This window comes from Inquilinus limosus MP06 (assembly GCF_000767795.1).
Lineage (GTDB): Bacteria > Pseudomonadota > Alphaproteobacteria > DSM-16000 > Inquilinaceae > Inquilinus > Inquilinus limosus_E.
The window spans coordinates 1-19,027 of sequence record NZ_JANX01000051.1; the positions used below are offsets into that span (position 1 = coordinate 1).

The 19,027-nt window shown below is 70.0% G+C and carries 15 protein-coding genes and 1 riboswitch; of the genes, 4 read left to right on the plus strand and 11 right to left on the minus strand.

The window, feature by feature from the left end; translation table 11 throughout:
- Together P409_RS06645 and P409_RS06650 are read right to left on the minus strand one after the other, a co-directional pair.
- A partial coding sequence (locus P409_RS06645) for an AsmA family protein (RefSeq protein ID WP_034833331.1) occupies window positions 1-1,158 on the minus strand: 1,158 nt, incomplete at its 3' end.
- Window positions 1,158-2,999, minus strand: a complete 1,842-nt coding sequence (locus P409_RS06650) for an autotransporter assembly complex protein TamA (protein WP_052120110.1) — start codon at window positions 2,997-2,999, stop codon at window positions 1,158-1,160. The genes P409_RS06650 and P409_RS06645, both read right to left, overlap by 1 nt.
- 330 nt (window positions 3,000-3,329) lie before the next feature.
- Here P409_RS06650 and typA point away from each other — a divergent pair, with 330 nt between their 5' ends.
- Window positions 3,330-5,150: a translational GTPase TypA gene (gene typA / locus P409_RS06655; protein WP_034833333.1), complete on the plus strand. Its 1,821-nt coding sequence runs from the start codon at window positions 3,330-3,332 to the stop codon at window positions 5,148-5,150.
- Between the two features lie 3 nt (window positions 5,151-5,153).
- Here the strand turns inward: typA and P409_RS06660 are convergent, their stop codons facing one another.
- The 6 genes from P409_RS06660 to P409_RS06685 all read right to left on the minus strand — a co-directional run bounded on the left by P409_RS06660 (window position 5,154) and on the right by P409_RS06685 (window position 11,800).
- On the minus strand, window positions 5,154-6,992 hold the full coding sequence (locus P409_RS06660; protein WP_052120111.1) for an AI-2E family transporter: 1,839 nt from the start codon (window positions 6,990-6,992) through the stop codon (window positions 5,154-5,156).
- 90 nt (window positions 6,993-7,082) lie between these two features.
- Window positions 7,083-8,525: a sugar porter family MFS transporter gene (locus P409_RS06665; RefSeq protein WP_034833336.1), complete on the minus strand. Its 1,443-nt coding sequence runs from the start codon at window positions 8,523-8,525 to the stop codon at window positions 7,083-7,085.
- A gap of 118 nt (window positions 8,526-8,643) precedes the next feature.
- Entirely contained in the window at window positions 8,644-9,387 is a 744-nt protein-coding gene (locus P409_RS06670) for a hypothetical protein (RefSeq protein ID WP_034833339.1), read from the minus strand.
- A gap of 71 nt (window positions 9,388-9,458) precedes the next feature.
- A complete protein-coding gene (locus P409_RS06675; protein WP_034833341.1) occupies window positions 9,459-10,295 on the minus strand; it encodes a 23S rRNA (adenine(2030)-N(6))-methyltransferase RlmJ in 837 nt (278 codons plus the stop codon).
- Window positions 10,292-11,200 (minus strand): class I SAM-dependent DNA methyltransferase, encoded by a 909-nt coding sequence (locus tag P409_RS06680; protein ID WP_034833343.1) that lies wholly within the window; start codon window positions 11,198-11,200, stop codon window positions 10,292-10,294. The genes P409_RS06675 and P409_RS06680 overlap by 4 nt, the downstream gene beginning before the upstream one ends.
- Before the next feature lie 93 nt (window positions 11,201-11,293).
- The gene (locus P409_RS06685; RefSeq protein WP_034833346.1) at window positions 11,294-11,800 is read right to left on the minus strand and encodes a CHAP domain-containing protein; all 507 of its coding nucleotides are present in this window, start codon (window positions 11,798-11,800) and stop codon (window positions 11,294-11,296) included.
- Window positions 11,801-11,977: 177 nt separating this feature from the next.
- Window positions 11,978-12,093, plus strand: a riboswitch (TPP riboswitch).
- 68 nt (window positions 12,094-12,161) lie between these two features.
- Between P409_RS06685 and thiC the strand changes: the two genes are divergently transcribed.
- From thiC to P409_RS06700, 3 genes are all read left to right on the plus strand, one after another.
- The gene (thiC, locus tag P409_RS06690; protein ID WP_034833348.1) at window positions 12,162-13,967 is read left to right on the plus strand and encodes a phosphomethylpyrimidine synthase ThiC; all 1,806 of its coding nucleotides are present in this window, start codon (window positions 12,162-12,164) and stop codon (window positions 13,965-13,967) included.
- Between the two features lie 164 nt (window positions 13,968-14,131).
- Entirely contained in the window at window positions 14,132-15,028 is an 897-nt protein-coding gene (locus tag P409_RS06695; protein WP_052120112.1) for a phytanoyl-CoA dioxygenase family protein, read from the plus strand.
- Window positions 15,029-15,185: 157 nt separating this feature from the next.
- A complete protein-coding gene (locus P409_RS06700; RefSeq protein WP_034833351.1) occupies window positions 15,186-16,469 on the plus strand; it encodes a lipopolysaccharide biosynthesis protein in 1,284 nt (427 codons plus the stop codon).
- Here the strand turns inward: P409_RS06700 and P409_RS06705 are convergent.
- The 3 genes from P409_RS06705 to P409_RS06715 all read right to left on the minus strand — a co-directional run bounded on the left by P409_RS06705 (window position 16,466) and on the right by P409_RS06715 (window position 18,877).
- Window positions 16,466-16,936 (minus strand): MarR family winged helix-turn-helix transcriptional regulator, encoded by a 471-nt coding sequence (locus tag P409_RS06705; protein WP_081991322.1) that lies wholly within the window; start codon window positions 16,934-16,936, stop codon window positions 16,466-16,468. The two genes, P409_RS06700 and P409_RS06705, sit on opposite strands and share 4 nt — an antisense overlap.
- Before the next feature lie 67 nt (window positions 16,937-17,003).
- Window positions 17,004-17,600 carry a GNAT family N-acetyltransferase gene (locus P409_RS06710; protein WP_052120113.1) on the minus strand — a complete coding sequence of 199 codons (597 nt, stop codon included), beginning with the start codon at window positions 17,598-17,600 and terminating at the stop codon, window positions 17,004-17,006.
- Window positions 17,601-17,620: 20 nt separating this feature from the next.
- Window positions 17,621-18,877: a M16 family metallopeptidase gene (locus tag P409_RS06715; RefSeq protein ID WP_034833353.1), complete on the minus strand. Its 1,257-nt coding sequence runs from the start codon at window positions 18,875-18,877 to the stop codon at window positions 17,621-17,623.
- Window positions 18,878-19,027 lie beyond the last annotated feature (150 nt).

Here is a 19,027-nt window from a genome sequence, read left to right on the forward strand (position 1 = left end):
GATCGCGGCCGCCACCACCGGCGCGTCCAGCGCGCCCTTGGCGGTGCCGTCGACGGCCAGCGAATCCCAGCCGGTGCCTGGCGGCAGCAGCGTGGCGAAGCCGGCGGCGACGCCGGCCTGCAGCTTGTAGGCGAGGTCCAGTTGGTTGCCGACCGGGTTCACGCTGCCGGTCACCGAGACGCTGCCGGCCGCCGCCGCGGCGTCGAGCTGCCGGATGGTGATGGGGCCGGCATCGGCGATCTCGGCATCGGCCTTCAGCGTCGTCCGGCCCTGCACCAGGGCGGCGATCCCGGCCGGGACCAGCCTGGCGGCGTCGGCGTTGAGATCGACCGTCAGGCGCCGGCTGCCGCTGCCTGGCGCGATCCGGACCTGGCCGTCGACCCCGCCGAGGTCGCCGACCTTGCCGGTCAGGGTGGCCTGGAAGTCCGACAGCGTGCCGGTGCCGTTCAGCGTCAGGTCGACCGGCGGCTTGCCGGGGAACTGCGCCATGGTGGCGATCACGCCGCCCGGCGGCTCCTGCACCGACACGCCGACATCGAGCTGCTCGGTCGTCGGGATGAAGGCCAGCCGGGCGGTGATGTCGCCTGCCGCGCCGTCCAGCCGGTGGACGGAGATGTCGGCCGACAGCCCCTGCGACGGGTCGCCCAGCTGGGCGTCCCCGGCCACGCTCAGCGTCGCCGCCATGCCGGCCACGGCCTGGCCGATGGTGATCTTCTCGACATTCAGCCGGTCCAGCCGGATGTCGACCGGCAGCCGCGGCAGTGAGAAGCCGCCGGAGCTGGGCTGCGGCTCGGGCTCGGCACCGCCGGCGGGCAGGCGGTCGACCGTCACCGTGCCGGCCTCGACCGCGTCCACCCGCAGGGTGCGGCGCAGCAGCGCCGACGGGCTCCAGGCCAGGCGGGCCCAGTCGACCGCGATCATCCTGCCGGCGGGGTCGGAGACGGCGACGTCGCGCACGGTCATGTCGAAGGGCACGAAGCCCTCGATCGCGCCGACCGAGACCTGCATCTCGGGCGAGCTGGCCAGGCTGCCGGCCTGGTCGGCGATCAGGCGCTTGCCCGGGCCGGTCTGCGCCGCGGCGAAGACGATCAGCAGCAGTGCTATCGGCAGGCCGATGACGACGGCCAGGACGATGAGAAGAATTCGCAGCGCGCGCATCAGAAAGCCTGCCCGATGCTGATGTAGAGCTGGAAGCTGTCGTCGTCCTTGCGCTTGTTCAGCGGGATGGCGACGTCGGCGCGGATCGGCCCGATGCCGGTGTAATAGCGGGCGCCGAGGCCGGCCGCGTACTGGATGTCGCTGCCGAAGTCCGGGACGCTCTTCTCATACACGCCGCCGGCATCGAAGAACGGCACGATGCCGATCGAATCGGTGATCTTGTAGCGCAGCTCGATGCTGCCGATGATCGAGCTCAGGCCGCCGGTCGGGTTCTGGTGTTCGTCCTGCGGGCCGATGCTCTGGTACTTGTAGCCGCGCACGCTGCCGCCGCCGCCGGCATAGAGGCGCTTGTCGGGCGGAACGTCCGCGATGTCCGGCCCGGCGATGCTGCTGATGCCCAACTGCCCGGCCAGGATGATGTCGCCGTCGCCGCCGGACAGGTCGAGATAGGCCGACCCCAGCGCCTTGGTCACGAGCATGTCGACAGAGGAACCGAGGAAGCTCGGATAGGGGGTGAAGGACAGCTGCGCCCGATAGCCCTTGGTCGGGTTCAGCAGGTTGTCGGTGGTGTCGATCTTGGCGCCCAGCGGAATGCCGACGAAGGTGTAGTCCCACTCGCCCTGCTCGTTCTCGACATGGCCGGTCTCGAAGCTGAGCCCCGCCAGCAGGTCGATCTGCTTGGTGTATTTGTAGGTCGCGATGCCCTGCACCAGGCCGCGGGTGCTGGTGTAGGCGTCCAGCACCTCGCGCACCGCCTCGGCCTTGGCGTCGAGGGTGGTGTTGCGGTCGAGGAAGCCGGGCACCTTCAGGCTGACGCCGAACTTGAAGTTCGGCTCGGCGGCATCGTTGTAGCCCAGGCCGCTGACCTCGCCGTCGATGCGCAGCTGCTCGGCCCCGCCCCAAAGGTTGCGGTGGCCCCAATAGGCGTTCACCCCGGCGCCGTAATTGGTCTCGTATTTCGCGCCGAAGCCGATGAAGCGCGCCGGCCGCTCCTGCACCGCGATCGTCACCGGCACGTTGCCCTGCGCGTCGACCTGGTCCGCGGTGGTGACGCGGACGCTGCTGAACACGCCCAGATCGGCCAGGTCCTTGCGCAGGTCCTGGACCTGCTGCGGCGAGTAGAGCTGGCCGACCACGAAGGGCACGCGGCTGCGGATGAAGCTCTCCCGGACGTCCTCCTCGCCCTCCACCGTCACCGGGCCGAAGCCGGCCTTGGGGCCGGGGTCCAGCATCTCGGTCAGGTCCATGGTCTGGTCCGCGTGGTCGACCACCGCGTCGCGCGACGGCACCTTGGCCAGGGGATAGCCCTGGTCGTTCATCTGCGACACCATCGCGCCCTCGGCGCTCAGGATGGTGGCCGACAGCGCCGGCTTGCCGGGGTCGAGGCCCAGCGGCTTGCGGTCGATCACCAGCGGCAGCTGGTCCGACCCCTGCATGTCGGTCAGGCGGACGGTCTTGAACTTGTAGCTGGGGCCGAGATCGATCTTGATCGAGACCTTGACAGGATCCTTGCTCTGCCGCGCCGTCAGCCGGTCGATCAGCCCGGCATCGTCCAGGTCCAGGCCGTCGACCATGATGTGGACCTGGCCGCCGTAATAGGACAGGGCACCCAGCGCCCCGTACAGCCGGTCACGGTCGGCCAGCGCCCGGCGCACCAGCCCGACCGGGCCGGAGGGTGGGCTGGACTGCAGCTTCAGCAGGTTCGAGGCGCCGGTCAGCGCCGCGGTCGCGTTCTCGTCCGGGATCGGCTCCAGCGTCGCCGCATAGGGCAGCGCGTCGGGCAGCGGCGCCGCCTCGGTCGCGGCATCGCCATCGGCGGCCGGCGCCTCGTCCTGGGCCATCAGGGCGGCCGTAGGAACCAATGCCGCGAGGAGGCCGAGCCACCCAATTCTGCCCAGTCTTGCCCGCAATCCCCAGTCCCCCTTCGCCGCGCTCGCGTGCTGCCGCCGCTCGCGCTTCGGTTGTTGCCATGATGGGAACACATACTGCCAGGATTTCGTTGCCTTAAATATTCTCTCGATTTGTCAACGATTTGCTGCACCCGACTTGCGCTCGGCGCCGATCTGCCTATATTGCGCCGCAACGGCGGCTGGGGCGTTGCGTAAGGCGACCCGTCCGCCGTCCTTTGTTTTGCGTGAACGCTTCCCGCCCTCCCGCCGCCTGGACGGACCATGGATATCCGGAACATCGCCATCATCGCCCATGTCGATCATGGCAAGACCACCCTCATCGACGTACTGCTGCGCCAGTCGGGGGCCTTCCGCGAGAACCAACAGGTCGCCGAGCGGGTGATGGACTCGAACGACCTCGAGCGTGAGCGCGGCATCACCATCCTGGCCAAGTGCACCTCGCTGGTGTGGAAGGACGTCCGCATCAACATCGTCGACACGCCGGGCCACGCCGATTTCGGCGGCGAGGTCGAGCGCATCCTGAACATGGTCGACGGCGTGGTGGTGCTGGTGGACGCGGCCGAAGGCCCGCTGCCGCAGACCAAGTTCGTCACCGGCAAGGCGCTGAAGCTGGGGCTGCGGCCGATCGTGCTGGTCAACAAATGCGACCGGCCGGACGCCCGCCCGCACCAGGTGCATGACGAGGTGTTCGACCTGTTCGCGGCGCTCGACGCCAATGACGACCAGCTCGACTTCCCGACCCTGTTCTCCTCGGCCAAGCAGGGCTGGGCGGCGGACAGCCTGGAGGCGGAGCGGACCGACATGGCGCCGCTGTTCGATCTGGTGGTGAAGCACGTGCCGGCGCCGAAGGTCGAGGAAGACCAGTCCTTCCGCATGCTGGCCACCACGGTCGAGGCGAACCCCTATCTCGGCCGCGTGCTGACCGGGCGCATCCTGTCCGGCTCGGTCAAGCCGAACCAGACGGTCAAGGCGCTGTCACGCACCGGCGAGACCATCGAGACCGGCCGCATCAGCCGGGTGCTGGCCTTCCGCGGCATCGAGCGCCAGCCGATCGACATCGGCGAGGCCGGCGACATCGTCGCCATCGCCGGGCTGGAGACCGCGACCGTCGCCGACACCATCTGCGATCCTGCGGTGACCGAGGCGCTGTCGGCCCAGCCGATCGACCCGCCGACCATCGCCATGACCTTCTCGGTCAATGACAGCCCGCTGGCCGGCACCGAGGGCGACAAGGTCACCAGCCGCGTCATCCGCGCCCGGCTGCTGCGCGAGGCCGAGGGCAATGTCGCGCTGAAGATCACCGAGACGGCCGAGAAGGACGCCTTCGAGGTCGCCGGCCGCGGCGAGCTGCAGCTCGGCATCCTGATCGAGACCATGCGCCGCGAGGGCTTTGAGCTGTCGATCAGCCGGCCGCGCGTGGTGTTCCAGAAGGACGAGTCGGGCCAGACGCTGGAGCCGATCGAGGAAGTGACCATCGACGTCGACGAGGAGCATTCCGGCGTCGTCGTGCAGAAGCTGTCCGAGCGCAAGGGCGAGCTCCTGGAGATGCGGCCGTCCGGCGGCGGCAAGCAGCGGCTGGTGATGCTGGTGCCGACCCGCGGCCTGATCGGCTACCAGGGCGAGTTCCTGACCGACACCCGCGGCACCGGCGTCCTGAACCGGATCTTCCACGACTACGCCCCGCACAAGGGCGCGATCGCCTCGCGCCACACCGGCGTGCTGATCTCCAACGCCCAGGGCGAGGCGGTGGCCTATGCGCTGTGGAACCTGGAGGATCGCGGCCCGATGCTGATCGAGCCGCAGGCCAAGGTCTATCAGGGCATGATCATCGGCGAGCACACCCGCGGCAACGACCTCGAGGTCAATGTGCTGAAGGGCAAGCAGCTCACCAACATCCGTACCACCAGCAAGGACGAGGCCGTGCGCCTGACCCCGCCGATCCAGATGACGCTGGAGCGGGCGCTGACCTACATCAACGACGACGAGCTGGTCGAGGTCACGCCGAAGACCATCCGCCTGCGCAAGCAGGTGCTGGACCCGAACGAGCGCAAGAAGATCGAGCGCCAGAAGAAGGAGGCCTGAGGCTCAGGCCGCGGCGATGCCGGATGGCTCCGGCATCGCTTTGCTCTCCGTCTCCCCGCCGCCGCCGTTCCCGGCCGGCGCCGGTGCCCATTGCGCCACCGCCGCGAGGATGGCGGCGAAACCGCGGACGACGACCGTATGGGCCCCCAGCCCGTCCGGCATCTCCTCGGCCTGCTCCCGCGGGCCCAGCAGCCCCACCACCAGCATGGCGTCCGGCCCGATGCGCCGGCGCAGTCGCCGCGCCAGCCGGCCCAGCTGGTGCCCGGTGACGCTGCCGGCATGGGCCGCCATCACCACCGGAACGGTGACTGCCTCCGGCACCGCCCCGCCGCGTTCCGCATAACCGCAGGCGATGCCCTGTTCGGCCAGCAGCTGCCCGGTCATCAGCGCGGCCGCCTGATCCAGCTCGTCCCGCGCGCCGAGGCACAGCACGGTGGGAGGCGCCTCCGGCTCGTCCTCGTCCAGATCCGCCACCGCCGCAAGGATGGCGCCCCAGACGGCAGCCCGCTGCGATCCGTCCAGCGCGCCACGCTGCCGGTCGGCCTGGGCCATGTGGATGGCCGGCAGGATCGTGCCTTCGAACAGCGCCTGGCGCGGCTGGCCCTGCAGCCCGCGCTCCGCTAGTTCCGACGCCTCCAGCGGGTCGCCGGCCAGGATGCGCTGGTAGAAATGCGCCTCCGGCGTCAGCGCCGGGGTGCTGCCCAGCATCACGTCCAGGAAGCCGAATTGCGGCACGTGCCGGCCCAGCACCGCCAGGCACACCGTCAGCGGCACCGCCAGCAGCAGCCCGGGAATGCCCCACAGGGTCAGCCAGAAGATGGTGGCGAACAGCACGGCAAAGGGCGACAGGCCGGTGCTGCCGCCATACAGCAGCGGCTCGCCGACATTGACCGTGATCAGGTCCAGCACCACGAACAGGGCGATCGTCTCCAGCGGCATCAGCCAGCCGGGATCGACGGCGAAGGCCAGGATGGTCGGCAGCGTCGCGGCGGCGATGGTCCCGACCAGCGGGATGAAGCGCAGCACCGCCGCCAGCAGGCCCCACAGCACCGGGTTGGGCACGCCGATGACCCAGAGCCCGATGCCGAAGGCCGTGCCATAGCCGAAATTCAGCACCGCCTGGGCCAGCAGGAAGCGGCTCAGCCGCTGCGCCGCATCGTCCATGGCGGCGGTCGCGCGGGTCAGGTCCTGGGCGCCGAGCAGCCAGATCAGCCGGTTCCGCAGGTCCTCCCGCTCCAGCAGCATGAAGACGGAGAAGACCAGCACCACGCCGATGATGGCGAAGGGCTCGATCAGCGGGGCGCCGACCTCCCAGGCCAGTTGCAGCGGGGTCAGCGCCGGCGGCACCAGCTGCACCGGGAGCGGCTTGCCCTGCCCATCCGCCCCCATCGGCGCCAGCGTGGCGCGCTCGGTCGCTTCCTCCGACAGGCGCGCCACCATGGCCATCAGCCGGTCGATCAGCCCGCCGCCGGGGGCGACCTCCTTGATCGACTGGATCTTCGCCTCGAGGTTGCTCTGGTACTGCGGCAGGTTGCCGGCCAGGTCGATCGCCTGGCTGGCGACCAGCACCAGGAACACCGTCGCGGCGATCGACAGGGCGATGATCACCAGCACCACCGCCACGGTGCGCGGCAGGCCCAGCTTGCGCAGCTGCAGCACCACCGGGGCGGTGGCGAAGCTGATCAGCAGCGCCAGCGAGAACGGGATCAGGATGTCGCGGCCGAAATAGAGCGCCGCGGTCGCCGCCACGGTCAGCAGGATGCCGCCGGTCGAGGACAGGGCGCCGATCTTCTCGGTCAGCGGGGGCAGTGGGCGGGCGGATCGGCCTGGGTCTGGCAGCATCGGGGCAAGGGCGAAGCCTGGGGCGGTCAGTGAACGGTGCGGGACCGCCCTCGGTTCCCGCGCCGCCTCCGGCTGCCCGCTTCCGCGCGGCTACTCCATCTCCTCCAGCTCGCGCCCGCGGGTCTCGCGCACCGCGCGGGCGACGAACAGAAGGGACAGCAGCGCCATCGCGGCATAGATGCCGTAGGCGAGGCCGAGGCCGGCGGAGGCCAGGGTCGGGAAGGTCTCCGACACCACGAAGTTGGCCACCCATTGCGCCGCCGCGGCCACGGCCAGGGCATAGGCCCGGATGCGGTTGCTGAACATCTCGCCCAGCAGCACCCAGACCACCGGCCCCCAGCTGACCCCGAAGAACACGACATAGAGGTTGGCGGCGGCGACGGCGATCACGCCGGCCGTCCCGCCCAGCACCGGGGTCATGGCGCCGTTGACCATCTCGGTCGGGGCGGTGCCGAAGATATACGCCATGGTCCCCAGCGTCAGGGTCATGCCGGCCGACCCCACGAGCAGCAGCGGCTTGCGCCCGACCCGGTCGATCAGGGCGATGGCCACCAGCGTGACCAGGATGTTGGTGACCGAGGTGGCGACCGTGATGATCAGCGAATCCGCCTCGGTGAAGCCGACCGCCTGCCACAGCACCGAGGAGTAGTAGAAGATCACGTTGATGCCGACGAACTGCTGGAACACCGACAGCAGGATGCCGGTCCAGACGATCGGCAGCAGGCCGAGGCGCGGGCCGGCCAGGTCGGCCAGCGACTGCCGCTTCTCTAGGTCGATGCTGCTCTCGATCTCGGCGATCTTGATCCGCGGCGGCGGCCGGTTGCCGACAAAGCGCCGCAGCACCTCCACCGCCTCGGCGATGCGCTTCTTGCTGACCAGGAAGCGCGGCGATTCCGGGATGATGCCGGCCAAGACGCCGTAGATCACCGACGGCACGGCCATCGAGATGAACATCCAGCGCCAGGCCTCCAGCCCCAGCCACAGCGTGTTGCCGGCGCCGCCGGCCGCGGCGGCCAGCGTGTAGTCGCACAGCAGGGCGACGAAGATGCCGATGACGATGGCCAGCTGCTGCAGCGAGCCCAGGCGCCCGCGGATATGGGCCGGCGACACCTCGGCGATATAGGCCGGGGCGATGACGCTGGCAGCGCCGACCGCCACGCCGCCGACGAAGCGCAGCACGGTCAGCGCCCAGATGTCCCAGGCCAGTCCGGACCCGACGGAGCCGACGAGGAAGATCACGGCGGCGAGCTGCATCACCGCGATCCGGCCGTATCTGTCCGCCACCGGCCCGGCGAACCAGGCGCCGACGGCGGAACCGAGCAGGGCGCTGGCCACGGAGAAGCCGAGCAGCACGTCGCCGGCCCCGGACCATTCGCGGATGGCGGCGACGGCGCCGTTGATCACCGAGGTGTCGTAGCCGAACAGGAAGCCGCCCATGGCGGCCGACAGCGCGATCAGGAAGGTCTTGCCGACGACGGAGCCCCCGTCGCCGGAAGACGCCGGGGCGCCGCGCTCTCGGTCTGCTGTCGACATGGTCCGTCTCCGGATTGCGATCCACAGGACTGTGAACCTGTCGACAGGGGATTCCTATCCACGAAGGAACGTGTCTCCGTGGCGGAATCGGCATGGAACGTGATTACGGCGGAGGCCGTCAGGTCGTTAGGCCTGCCCCCGGCGGGTGTGGCGACGGGGAAGCAGGTGCCGGCACTCCTGAAGCCGGCCGTTCCGCGGTGGCAATCGTGGCATGGATGGCCTGGGCGGCGATCGTCTGAAGATGGCTCCAATCCGCTGGGGTACTGTTGGCGGAGAGGTTGACGACATGCAGCCTCAGAGCGGTCTTGCCGATGAGGGTCTGGCCGAGGACAACGCGCGCCTCGGCGGCGACGCCAGGGGGCGTGCTGTGCGGCGTGAAGACGATGCTGGTGTAGACGGCCTCGCTGTCCGATCCGAGATAGCGGGCGCCTCCCGACTTTGGGGGTGGATTGCCCTCGAGCTTCGGCAGGTTGCGGCGATTCCACAGCTCCGTGAGCTTGGGGTTGGCCAGGAACGTCAAATAGGTCTCGCGATCCATGGGCGGCCGTCCGGGGCCGGCCGTCGGGCCGGCTTCAATCTGGTAGATCAGTCGAATGCTGTTCCAGGTCCTGACGCCCTTCTGCAGGGCGGGCTCACTGCAAGGGCGGAAAACCGCCAGAACCCGCTGGTCGGGGGCTGCGTTCCGCGTCATCCCGATCATAAAGGCGAGGGCGAGCGGGTCGGATTCATCCGACAGGCAGTAGCTCGCGGGGGCCACCGCCTGGAATGGCGGCGCGCCCAGCTGCGATGCGGATGGCCGCGACGTCTGGGCGGTACAGGCCGAGAGCGCCATCAGAACGACGGCTAGCCGAAAGAATCCCATCGTGAAATCCCCCTTCGCAATCGGGGAAGCCTAGCGCGGCGGTATTCCGGCGGCGAGCCGGATTATTCCACTTATCCCGGCAGCGGTTCCAGCCGCCAAGCGCCGCCCTGGCGGGCCAGGCGGGGCTGCAGCCAGGCCAGGGCCTCGCGCAGCGCCTCCTCGACGCCCCAGGGCAGATTCGCCAGCACCAGCCCGCTGCCGTTCAGCCGGGCCGGGAACAGCGTATCGAACACCGTCAGCTCGGCCGTCCAGGCGCGGGGCAGGGGCGGGAGCGCCGCCAGCATGGCGTCGACCGGCGGCCGGTCTTTGATCGGGTACCAGGCGGCGATCACGCCCTCCGGCCAGCGGCGATGGGCGGTGGCGACGCCGCGGGCCAGCCGGGCCAGCTCGTCCGGCTGCTCGAAGGACGGGTCCAGCAGCACCAGGCCGCGCCGGGGCTGCGGCGGCAGCAGACCGCGCAGCGCCTCCCAGGAATCGCGGTGGTGGACCGCCACCTGGTCGTCGCCGGCGAATTCGGCGCGCAGCCTGGCATTGTCCTCGGGATGCAGCTCGACCAGGGTCAGCCGGTCCTCCGGCCGCATCAGCGCCCGGATCAGCCGCGGCGATCCGGGATAGATCTCCAGCCGGCCGGACGGGTTGAAGCCGCGCACCAGCTCCAGATAGCGCGCCACCGCGGCCGGGGCGTGGGCCTCGGCCCCGGTCTCGCCTTCGATCCGGGCGATGCCGTCGACATATTCGCCGGTCTTGGCGGCCTCGGCGGCCAGGGCGTAACGGCCGATGCCGGCATGCAGGTCCAGCGCCGCGAAGGGCTTGGCCTTGCCGCGCAGCGCCTCCAGCAGCGCCACCAGCACGACATGCTTCAGGACATCGGCCTGATTGCCGGCGTGGAAGGCGTGGCGATAGTTCATGCCGCCCGCAGCACCGCCACCCAGCCGGGAAGCGGCACCTTGTTCTCGGTCCGGGTCCAGGCGGAGTCGATGCCGACCACGGTGAAGCCGGCCCCAGCGGCGGCGTCGCGCAGATAGGCGGCGGAATGCTGGTAGCGGTGATGGTCGCCCAGGCGCCAGCCCGTGCCGTCGGCGCCGTCCTGCGCCTCCAGCGTCAGGGCGAACAGGCCGCCCGGCCGCAGCACCCGCCGCGTGGCGGCGAACAGTGGCGCCAGGTCGCCGATATAGACCGCGACATCGGCGGCCAGGGCCAGGTCGTAGCGCTCCGGCCATTCCGCCAGGGAGGCCACGATCTCGCCCGGCTCCAGCCGGTCGTACAGCCGGCGCGCCATGGCCTGCAGGATCATGCCCGGCGACAGGTCGATCCCGTCCAGCCGCCGGCGGCGGTCGGCGAAGGCGATTCCGGCCAGGCCGGTGCCGCAGCCGAGGTCGAGGATGTCGAGAGGGCCGTGCGGCACCACCCGGTCGACGGCCTGGCGCAGCAGCTCCGGCCCGCGATAGCGCAGGGCCTGGACCAGCGCCGTGTCGAAGCGCGGGGCGTACTGGTCGAACAGGGTGCGGACATGCGCCTCCGGCAGCTGCGCCGGCACCGGCGCGGCGCCGATCAGCGCCAGCCGCACCGCGGCCCCCATCCGGTCGTCGGGATCCAGCTCCAGCGCCGCGCGATAGGCCGCCGCGGCGTCGCCGCCCGCCGCCTCCAGCGCCTGGCCCAGCGCATAGCGGGTCTCGGGATCTCCCGGGTCGATCTCGATGGCGGCGCGGATGGCATCGGCGGCCTCGGCCGGCTGGCCGTCCGCGAGCAGGGCAAGCCCGATCTCCAGGCGCCGGCGCGCCCGCGGATCTGGGGTGGGAAGGGGGAGGGTCATGGTCTGGCGTCCACTGCGCCGCGGCCGTGCCGCAGTCGCGCGCGGGCTTATAGCCGAAGCGCTGCCCCGGCGTCGAGAGGGTCCCGATAGGACTCAGGCGCTGGTCGGATAGACGAAGCCGTCGGCCTCGTAGACACCACCATAGGCGTTGGTGTCCGGGTTCCAGAACCGCACCGCGGTCCAGTCGTTGTCGCTGGACACGTCGACCACCGACTGCTCGCGATAGATCCGCCGCCGGGTCGGCCCGTCATTGCCCCAGTTGGTGTGTGACACGGTGATCTCGCGCGAATTGCGCACCGCCACCACCACCGAGACATGGCCGGCGCTCAGCCGGTCCGACTGGCCCAGCACCAGCACCGCGCCGGAGCGCGGCGTGCTGCCCTTGCCGTAGACGCCGTCGGCCTGATCCCACCAGGTCCAGGCGTCGCCCTTGATCTGGATGCCGGAGACGGCGCGGGCATAGGGCACGCACTCCTCCGGCGCATTGGCGGTGACGTAGCGGGCGACGCCGCTGCCGGCCGGGTTGCGCACGATCTCGCGCCCGCCGCCACAGGCGGCCAGGGCCAGCGCGATCGACAGCACCCAGGCATGTCGCAGCATCCGTCGCTCTCAACCGAAGAATCAGCAATCCACCCCAATACGCTGGAATGTAGATATTTTTAGGATTCTGGTCAAGATCGAGGCGAGGCGGCGGCCCGGGGCGTCTCCGGCGAAAGCCGGGCTCTCATCATCCGGCAACCGTCGCTTGACATCCCCTCCCCGGGCGCGCTCTGATCGGGGTGTTCCGAGGGGAGCTCCGGTAGGGAGCTGAGACACCACACCATTCGCGACGTGGGAACCCTTCGAACCTGATCCGGGTCGTGCCGGCGTAGGGAATGGAACCACATGCGCGCTCAGCCGCTCTCTTTCCAGCTTTCCGTCCTTGGCACGCCCTCAATCCGTCCGATCGAGGAGGCCGAGGATGCCCAAGGACGCCATCCCCACAACCGTCACCACCGGCCCGCTGCCGGCGTCGCGCAAGGTCCATGTTCCGGGCGAGCGCCATGCCGACCTGCGCGTGGCCATGCGCGAGATCGTGCTGTCGCCGGAGTCCGGCGAGCCGCCGCTCAGGGTCTATGACGCCTCCGGCCCCTACACCGACCCGGCGGCGCTGATCGACATCGGCGCCGGCCTGCCGCCGCTGCGCGCCGGCTGGATCGCCGCCCGCGGCGATGTCGAGGCCTATGACGGCCGCGCCGTGCGGCCGGAGGATGACGGCCGCCGCCCCGGCGAGGCCGCCAACCTGTTCGAGTTCCCGCGCGGCGAGCGGCGGGCGCTGCGGGCCCGCGGCGGCATCGCGGTGACGCAGATGGCCTATGCCCGCGCCGGCATCGTCACGCCGGAGATGGAGTATGTCGCGATCCGCGAGAATCTCGGCCGCGAGCGGGCGCGGGAGCAGGCGACGCGCGACGGCGAGAGCTTCGGCGCCGCGATCCCGGATTACGTGACCCCGGAATTCGTCCGCGACGAGGTGGCCCGCGGCCGGGCGATCATCCCGTCCAACATCAACCACCCGGAATCCGAGCCGATGGCGATCGGCCGCAACTTCCTGGTCAAGATCAACGCCAATATCGGCAACTCGGCCGTCACCTCCTCGATCGCGGAGGAGGTGGAGAAGATGGTGTGGGCGATCCGCTGGGGCGGCGACACGGTGATGGACCTGTCGACCGGCCGCAACATCCACACCACGCGGGAGTGGATCCTGCGCAACTCGCCGGTGCCGATCGGCACCGTGCCGATCTACCAGGCGCTTGAGAAGGTCGGCGGCGTGGCCGAGGACCTGACCTGGGAGATCTTCCGCGACACGCTGATCGAGCAGGCGGAGCAGGGGGTGGACTACTTCACCATCCATGCCGGGGTGCGCCTGCCCTACATCCCGCTGACGGCGAAGCGGGTGACCGGCATCGTCAGCCGCGGCGGGTCGATCATGGCGAAATGGTGCCTGGCGCATCACCGCGAGAGCTTCCTCTATACCCATTTCCGCGAGATCTGCGCGATCATGCGGGCCTATGACGTCGCCTTCTCGCTGGGCGACGGGCTGCGGCCGGGGTCGATCGCCGACGCCAACGATGCGGCCCAGTTCGCCGAGCTGGAGACGCTGGGCGAGCTGACCAAGGTGGCGTGGGAGCACGATGTCCAGGTCATGATCGAAGGCCCCGGCCACGTGCCGATGCACAAGATCAAGGCCAATATGGACAAGCAGCTCGAGGCCTGCGGTGAGGCGCCGTTCTACACGCTCGGGCCCCTCACCACCGACATCGCGCCGGGCTACGACCACATCACGTCGGGCATTGGTGCCGCGATGATCGGCTGGTTCGGCACCGCCATGCTCTGCTACGTCACGCCGAAGGAGCATCTCGGGCTGCCGGACCGCGACGACGTCAAGACCGGCGTCGTCACCTACAAGATCGCGGCCCATGCCGCCGACCTGGCCAAGGGCCATCCGGCGGCGCAGGCCCGCGACGATGCCCTGTCCCGCGCCCGCTTCGAGTTCCGCTGGCGCGACCAGTTCCACCTGTCGCTCGACCCGGACACGGCGCTCGCCTACCACGACGAGACGCTGCCGGCGGAAGGCGCCAAGACGGCGCATTTCTGCTCGATGTGCGGCCCGAAATTCTGCTCGATGAAGATCACGCAGGAGATCCGGGCCTCGGCCGAGGCGGGGATGGAGGAGATGGCGGCGCGATTCCGCGACGGCGGCAGCCAGATCTACCGCGCGGCGGAGTGACCGATGCCGGTGGCCGGTGCGTGCCGAGATGAAAATCATTCTTGGTGCGCGCCGAGACCCCCGGTATAGGACTCGCAGCGGAATTTGACCGCTGATGGCCCGGGAGGGACGGACTCGCCGCGTCCCGGGCCATCGTCGACGTCGCTCGGCGCGAGGAGATTTTGATGGCAGCCCTTTCCGAACATGCGACCAAGGCCGGGCTGATGACCCGGTTCCTGCTGCAGCGCCGGTTCCGACGCGTCGCCTGGCGGGATTGGGTGGCGGACCGGATCGCCGGCCGGGTCGGGCGCGGGCCGGTCTCAGGCTCGCCCGAGGCCATGGGTGCCGCCTCGGCCCTCGCATCGGAAGGTTTCGCCATGACGCCCTGGCTGATGACGCCGGAGCGGGTGGCGGACATGCGGCGCCACTTCGCCGGTCATCCCTCCTTCAACCCGTACAAGCCGGAGCACGGCACCTTCCAGGCGCCGGAGCAGGCGCCGAAGGGAACGCATATCGCCCATTTCCGGCCGGATGTGGTGCTGAACGCGCCGCATGCCCTCGCCATCGCCAACGACCCGGCGGTGCTGGAGGCGGTGCAGGCCGCCCTCGGCTGCAAGCCGACCATCAGCTACATGGCCGCCTGGTGGTCGATCGCCGGGGACGAGGAGGGGCAGCATGCCGAGCTGTTCCACCGCGACTATGACGACTGGCGGTTCCTCAAGCTGTTCGTCTATCTCACCGATGTCGATGCCGGGGCCGGGCCGCACATCTATGTCCGCGGTTCGCACCGCGAGGACCGGCTGATGCCGATCCGGCGCTATTCCGACGCCGAGGTCGAGAACGCCTTCGGGCGCGAGCGCTTTGTCCGGTTCGAGGGGCCCGCCGGCACCAGTTTCCTTGAGAACACCTTCGGCCTGCATCGCGGCCAGCCGGCCCGGACATCCGCGCGGCTGATCTTCCAGGTGATGTATGCCCAGGGTCCGATCCTGTACGGCCCGCTGCGCCCGATGGTCGAGGCCGGCCGCGTGGCCCAGGGCCTGGCGCTCGACCCGTACATCAACCGCGTCTACCTCCGGGCTTGAGCCCCACAGTGCTTTCGCAACCCGTGCCCGTATCGTCATGGCGAGCCCCGAAGGAGCGTGGCCATCCAGCGGCGCCGGCCCCTGGATCGCCACGGCGCTGCGCGCCTCGCGATGACGGTTTTGGAATTGGAATGAGCCGCTCCTTACGGGATCCGCTGTGGCGTTCACCATGAACCTCGCCCGGGTCAGGGCGGTCGGCGGGCAGGCGGCGCTGTTCCTGCTGGCCTTCGCCTTGGGCAAGGGCGCGGCTTTCTTCGGGCCGCTGCTGCTGTCGCAGGTCATGAGCATCCAGGACTACGGCACGGCCGAGCTCGGCCTCAGCGTCGGCGTGGTCGGAGCGCAGATCCTCAGCCTCGGCATTCCGGGCGCGATCCCGCAGCTGGTCCTGATCCGCAAGGAGGGCCACGTCCTCGACCTGCTGTTCTTCGTCACCGCCTCAATCGGCCTGCTCGGCCTGGGCTTCGCCGCGATCGTCTACGCCCTCTCCGGCCCGCTGCTTTACGTCTTCGCCGGCATCGCCGTCGCCGCTGGCGGGGCGCAGCTCGCCTCCAGCGTCTACTACCGCTCGATGGGGCGCCGCTTCGGCATCCTGGTCGCCGACAACCTGTCGCTCTACGCCTTCCTGATCGTCGGCGGGCTGATCTTCCTCGCCCTGGGGCGGGTGCCGCTGTCGGCGATCATCATCGGCTGCGGCGCCGCGGCGGCCGGCTTCACCCTCTTCGCCCTGGCCGGCCTGGCGCGCACCATCCGGCCCCGCTTCCTCGCCGCCCATGTCGACGCCCGCAGGATGGGCTTCTTCATGATGGTGAACTCGCTGGTCTACTTCGCCATCGTCAGCAGCTCGCGCATCCTGGTGGGCTTCTTCCTCTCGGTCGAGGCGGTCTCGGTCTACTCCGTCTGTCTCCGCGTCTCGGCGGCGATCTTCTTGGTGCACCAGCTCATCACCACCGCCTATTTCAAGAAGCTGTACGAGGCCCAGGCCGACTGGTTCGACCGCTACTACCTGAAGCTGCTGGCGATCACCATGGTGGGCGCCGCGGCGATCCTCGCGGGATTCGAGCTGTTCGGCGACAAGCTGCTGCCGGGCTGGACCGCCTACTTCCCCGAGATGTCGCGGGTGCTGCCCATCGTCTGCATGCAGACGATCTGGTGGGTATCGCTGGCCCAGGTCGAGATGCAGATCAACCGGGCGCTGATCTCGCGCCAGGCGACGATGTGGCTCCTGGCCTGCGCCGCGCTGATGGTTGCCACCCTGGCGCTGCTGCACGCGCTGGACCTGCTGACCCTGCCGGTCGCGGCGCTGGTCTTCGCCTGTACGCTGTTCCTGGCGCTGCACGCGCAGCTGGCCCTGCTGTGGCGGCACGGGGTGCGGCTGCCACGGATGCGGCTCGCGCTGTTCGTGCCGCTGGTGTTCCTGGTCCCGGCCTGGTTCCTGAACTAGGGCTCGCGTTTCGCCCCGCTGGCCCACAGCCGGCGCAGCTGCTCGACGAAGCCCTGGCTCTCCTGCAGCGCGCCGAAGAACTGGGCGTCGGCCTCCCGCACCCGCGGCATGGCGGCGTTCAGCACCTCGGCCCCCTTGGCGGTGACCCGCAGCTGACGGGCCCGGCTGTCGGTCGGGTGCGGCGCCCGCGCGATGAAGCCGCCGGCCTCCAGCGACCGCACCACCTGGCTGGTCATCATCGCGTCGGTCTTGCAGAAGGCGGCCAGCCGGGCCTGGGTGACGTCGTTCTCCTTGCGGCTCAGCCAAGCCAGGCCGGCCAGCAGGACGAACTGCACATGGGTCAGGCCCAGCGGCTCCAGCGTCGACCGCTGCAGCCGCTGCCACTGATTGGCGACCTGCCACAGCAGGAAGCCGGGGCTGTTCTCGGGGCGCAGGGTGCGCGAGAGGGTGTCCCAGTCCAATGCCACGTGCCGCGTTCCGCCATGAATTTTGCCTGACCCTAGGCGCGCAGAGGAACGGCATCAAGCCGCATGGTCACGGCCCGCCGTGGAACTCGGTGTCGACCAGCCCGAACAGCAAGTGATCCCGCCAGTCTCCGTCGATCTTGAGATAGGCGCGGGCATGGCCTTCATGAGTGAATCCGAGGCGCAGCAGCAGCTTCTGGCTGGCCTCGTTGTGCGGCAGGCAGGCCGCCTCGATTCGGTGCAGGCCAAGCTGGTTGAAGCCGAAGGCCACCGCGGCCGCGGTCGCGTCGGTCATCAGGCCCTGCCGGGCGAAGCGCTCGCCGATCCAGTAGCCGATCGAGGCCGACTGCGCCACGCCGCGCCGGACGTTGGAGAAGCCGATGCCGCCGATCAACTGCCGGCTGTCGCGCTCGAAGATCAGGAAGCCGTAGCCTTCGTCCTGCCGCCATTCGTAGATCTGGCGGCGCAGCCGGCGCAGATAGGCGGCGCGGCTCAGCGCGTCCTCGGGCCAGGTCGGCTCCCACGGCGTCAGGAAGTCGCGGCTCTCGCCGCGCAGCGCCACCCAGGGCCGCCAGTCGCGCAGCCGCGGCGGGCGCAGATAGGTCCGCCGCCCCTCGATCCGGACCGGCGGAAGGGTGCCGAGCCCCGTTCGGAAAAAGCCGATCACCGCCGCCCCGCTCAACGCCGTCAGCCGATGCGGGCGCGGATGGCGTCGTAGCCCTCGAGCTGGCCGACCGGCCCGAGCGCCGCCAGGGTGGGGGCGGTGCGGAACACACGCTCGGCAACCCGGCGCACCGCGGCGGCGTCGACCGCGTCGATCTTCGCCACCACTTCTTCCGGCGGCACCGGGCGGCCGAAGATCAGCATCTGCTGGCCCAGCTGCTCGGCCCGCGCCATGGTCGATTCCAGGCTCATCAGCAGGCCGGCCTTGATCTGCGCCCGGGCGCGGGCTGTCTCGTCCTCCGCCGCGTCGCCGATCACCCGGCCGATCTCGCCGCACAGCACCGGCACCAGCTCGCGCGCTTCGCTTTCGCCGGTGCCGGCATAGATGCCGAACAGCCCGCCATCCTGATAGGCGCTGGTGAAGGAGTAGATCGAGTAGACCAGGCCGCGCTTCTCGCGGATTTCCTGGAACAGGCGCGAGGACATGCCGCCGCCCAGCAGGGTCGACAGCACCGAGCCGGCGTAGAAATCCGGATCGTCATAGGATAGGCCCGGGAAGCCCAGCACCAGGTGCAGCTGCTCCAGGTCCCGCTCTTCGCGGTGCTCGCCGCCTTGATAGGCGGCAGGCGCCGTGCGTGCCTCGGCCTTGGTCGGCAGGCCGGTGAACAGCCGCTCGGCCTGCTCCGTCAGCCGGTCGTGGTCGATGTTGCCGGAGGCGACCAGAACCATGGTGTCGGCGCCGTAGTTGCGGCCGATATACCCGGCGATCGCCTCGCGCGGCAGGGAGCCGACGATGTCGGCGGTGCCCAGCACCGGCCAGCCGATCGGCTGGTCCGGATAGGCCGCCTCCTGGAACTGGTCGAAGATGATATCGTCCGGCGTGTCGATCGCCTGGCCGATCTCCTGCAGCACCACGGCGCGCTCGCGCCCCAGCTCGGTCTCGTCGAACACCGAGTTCTGCAGGATGTCGCCGAGGATATCGAGCGCGAGCGGCGCATCCTCCTTCAATATGCGTGCGTAATAGGCCGTGTTCTCCCGGCTGGTATACGCGTTCAGATGGCCGCCCACCGCCTCGATCTCCTGGGCGATGTCCTGGGCGCTGCGCCGGCGCGTACCCTTGAACGCCATGTGCTCGAGCAGATGGGCGACGCCGTTGACCTCGGCGGTCTCGTGCCGGGTGCCGGCGCCGACCCACAGGCCGACGCAGGCGCTCTCCACGGTCTCGATCGGGTCGGTGACGACGCGCAGGCCGTTCGACAGGGTGCTCTCGCGGGTCGGCATCAGGCCGGCCCTCCATTGGTGCGGGCTTCGCGGACGAAGGCTTCGACCGCGCCGATCTCGTTCGGCAGCACGGTCAGCTGCTCCTCGCGCTCGAACAAATCGGCCATGTGCGGCGGCAGCGGCGGGCGCCAGCCGGTGGCGCGCTCGACC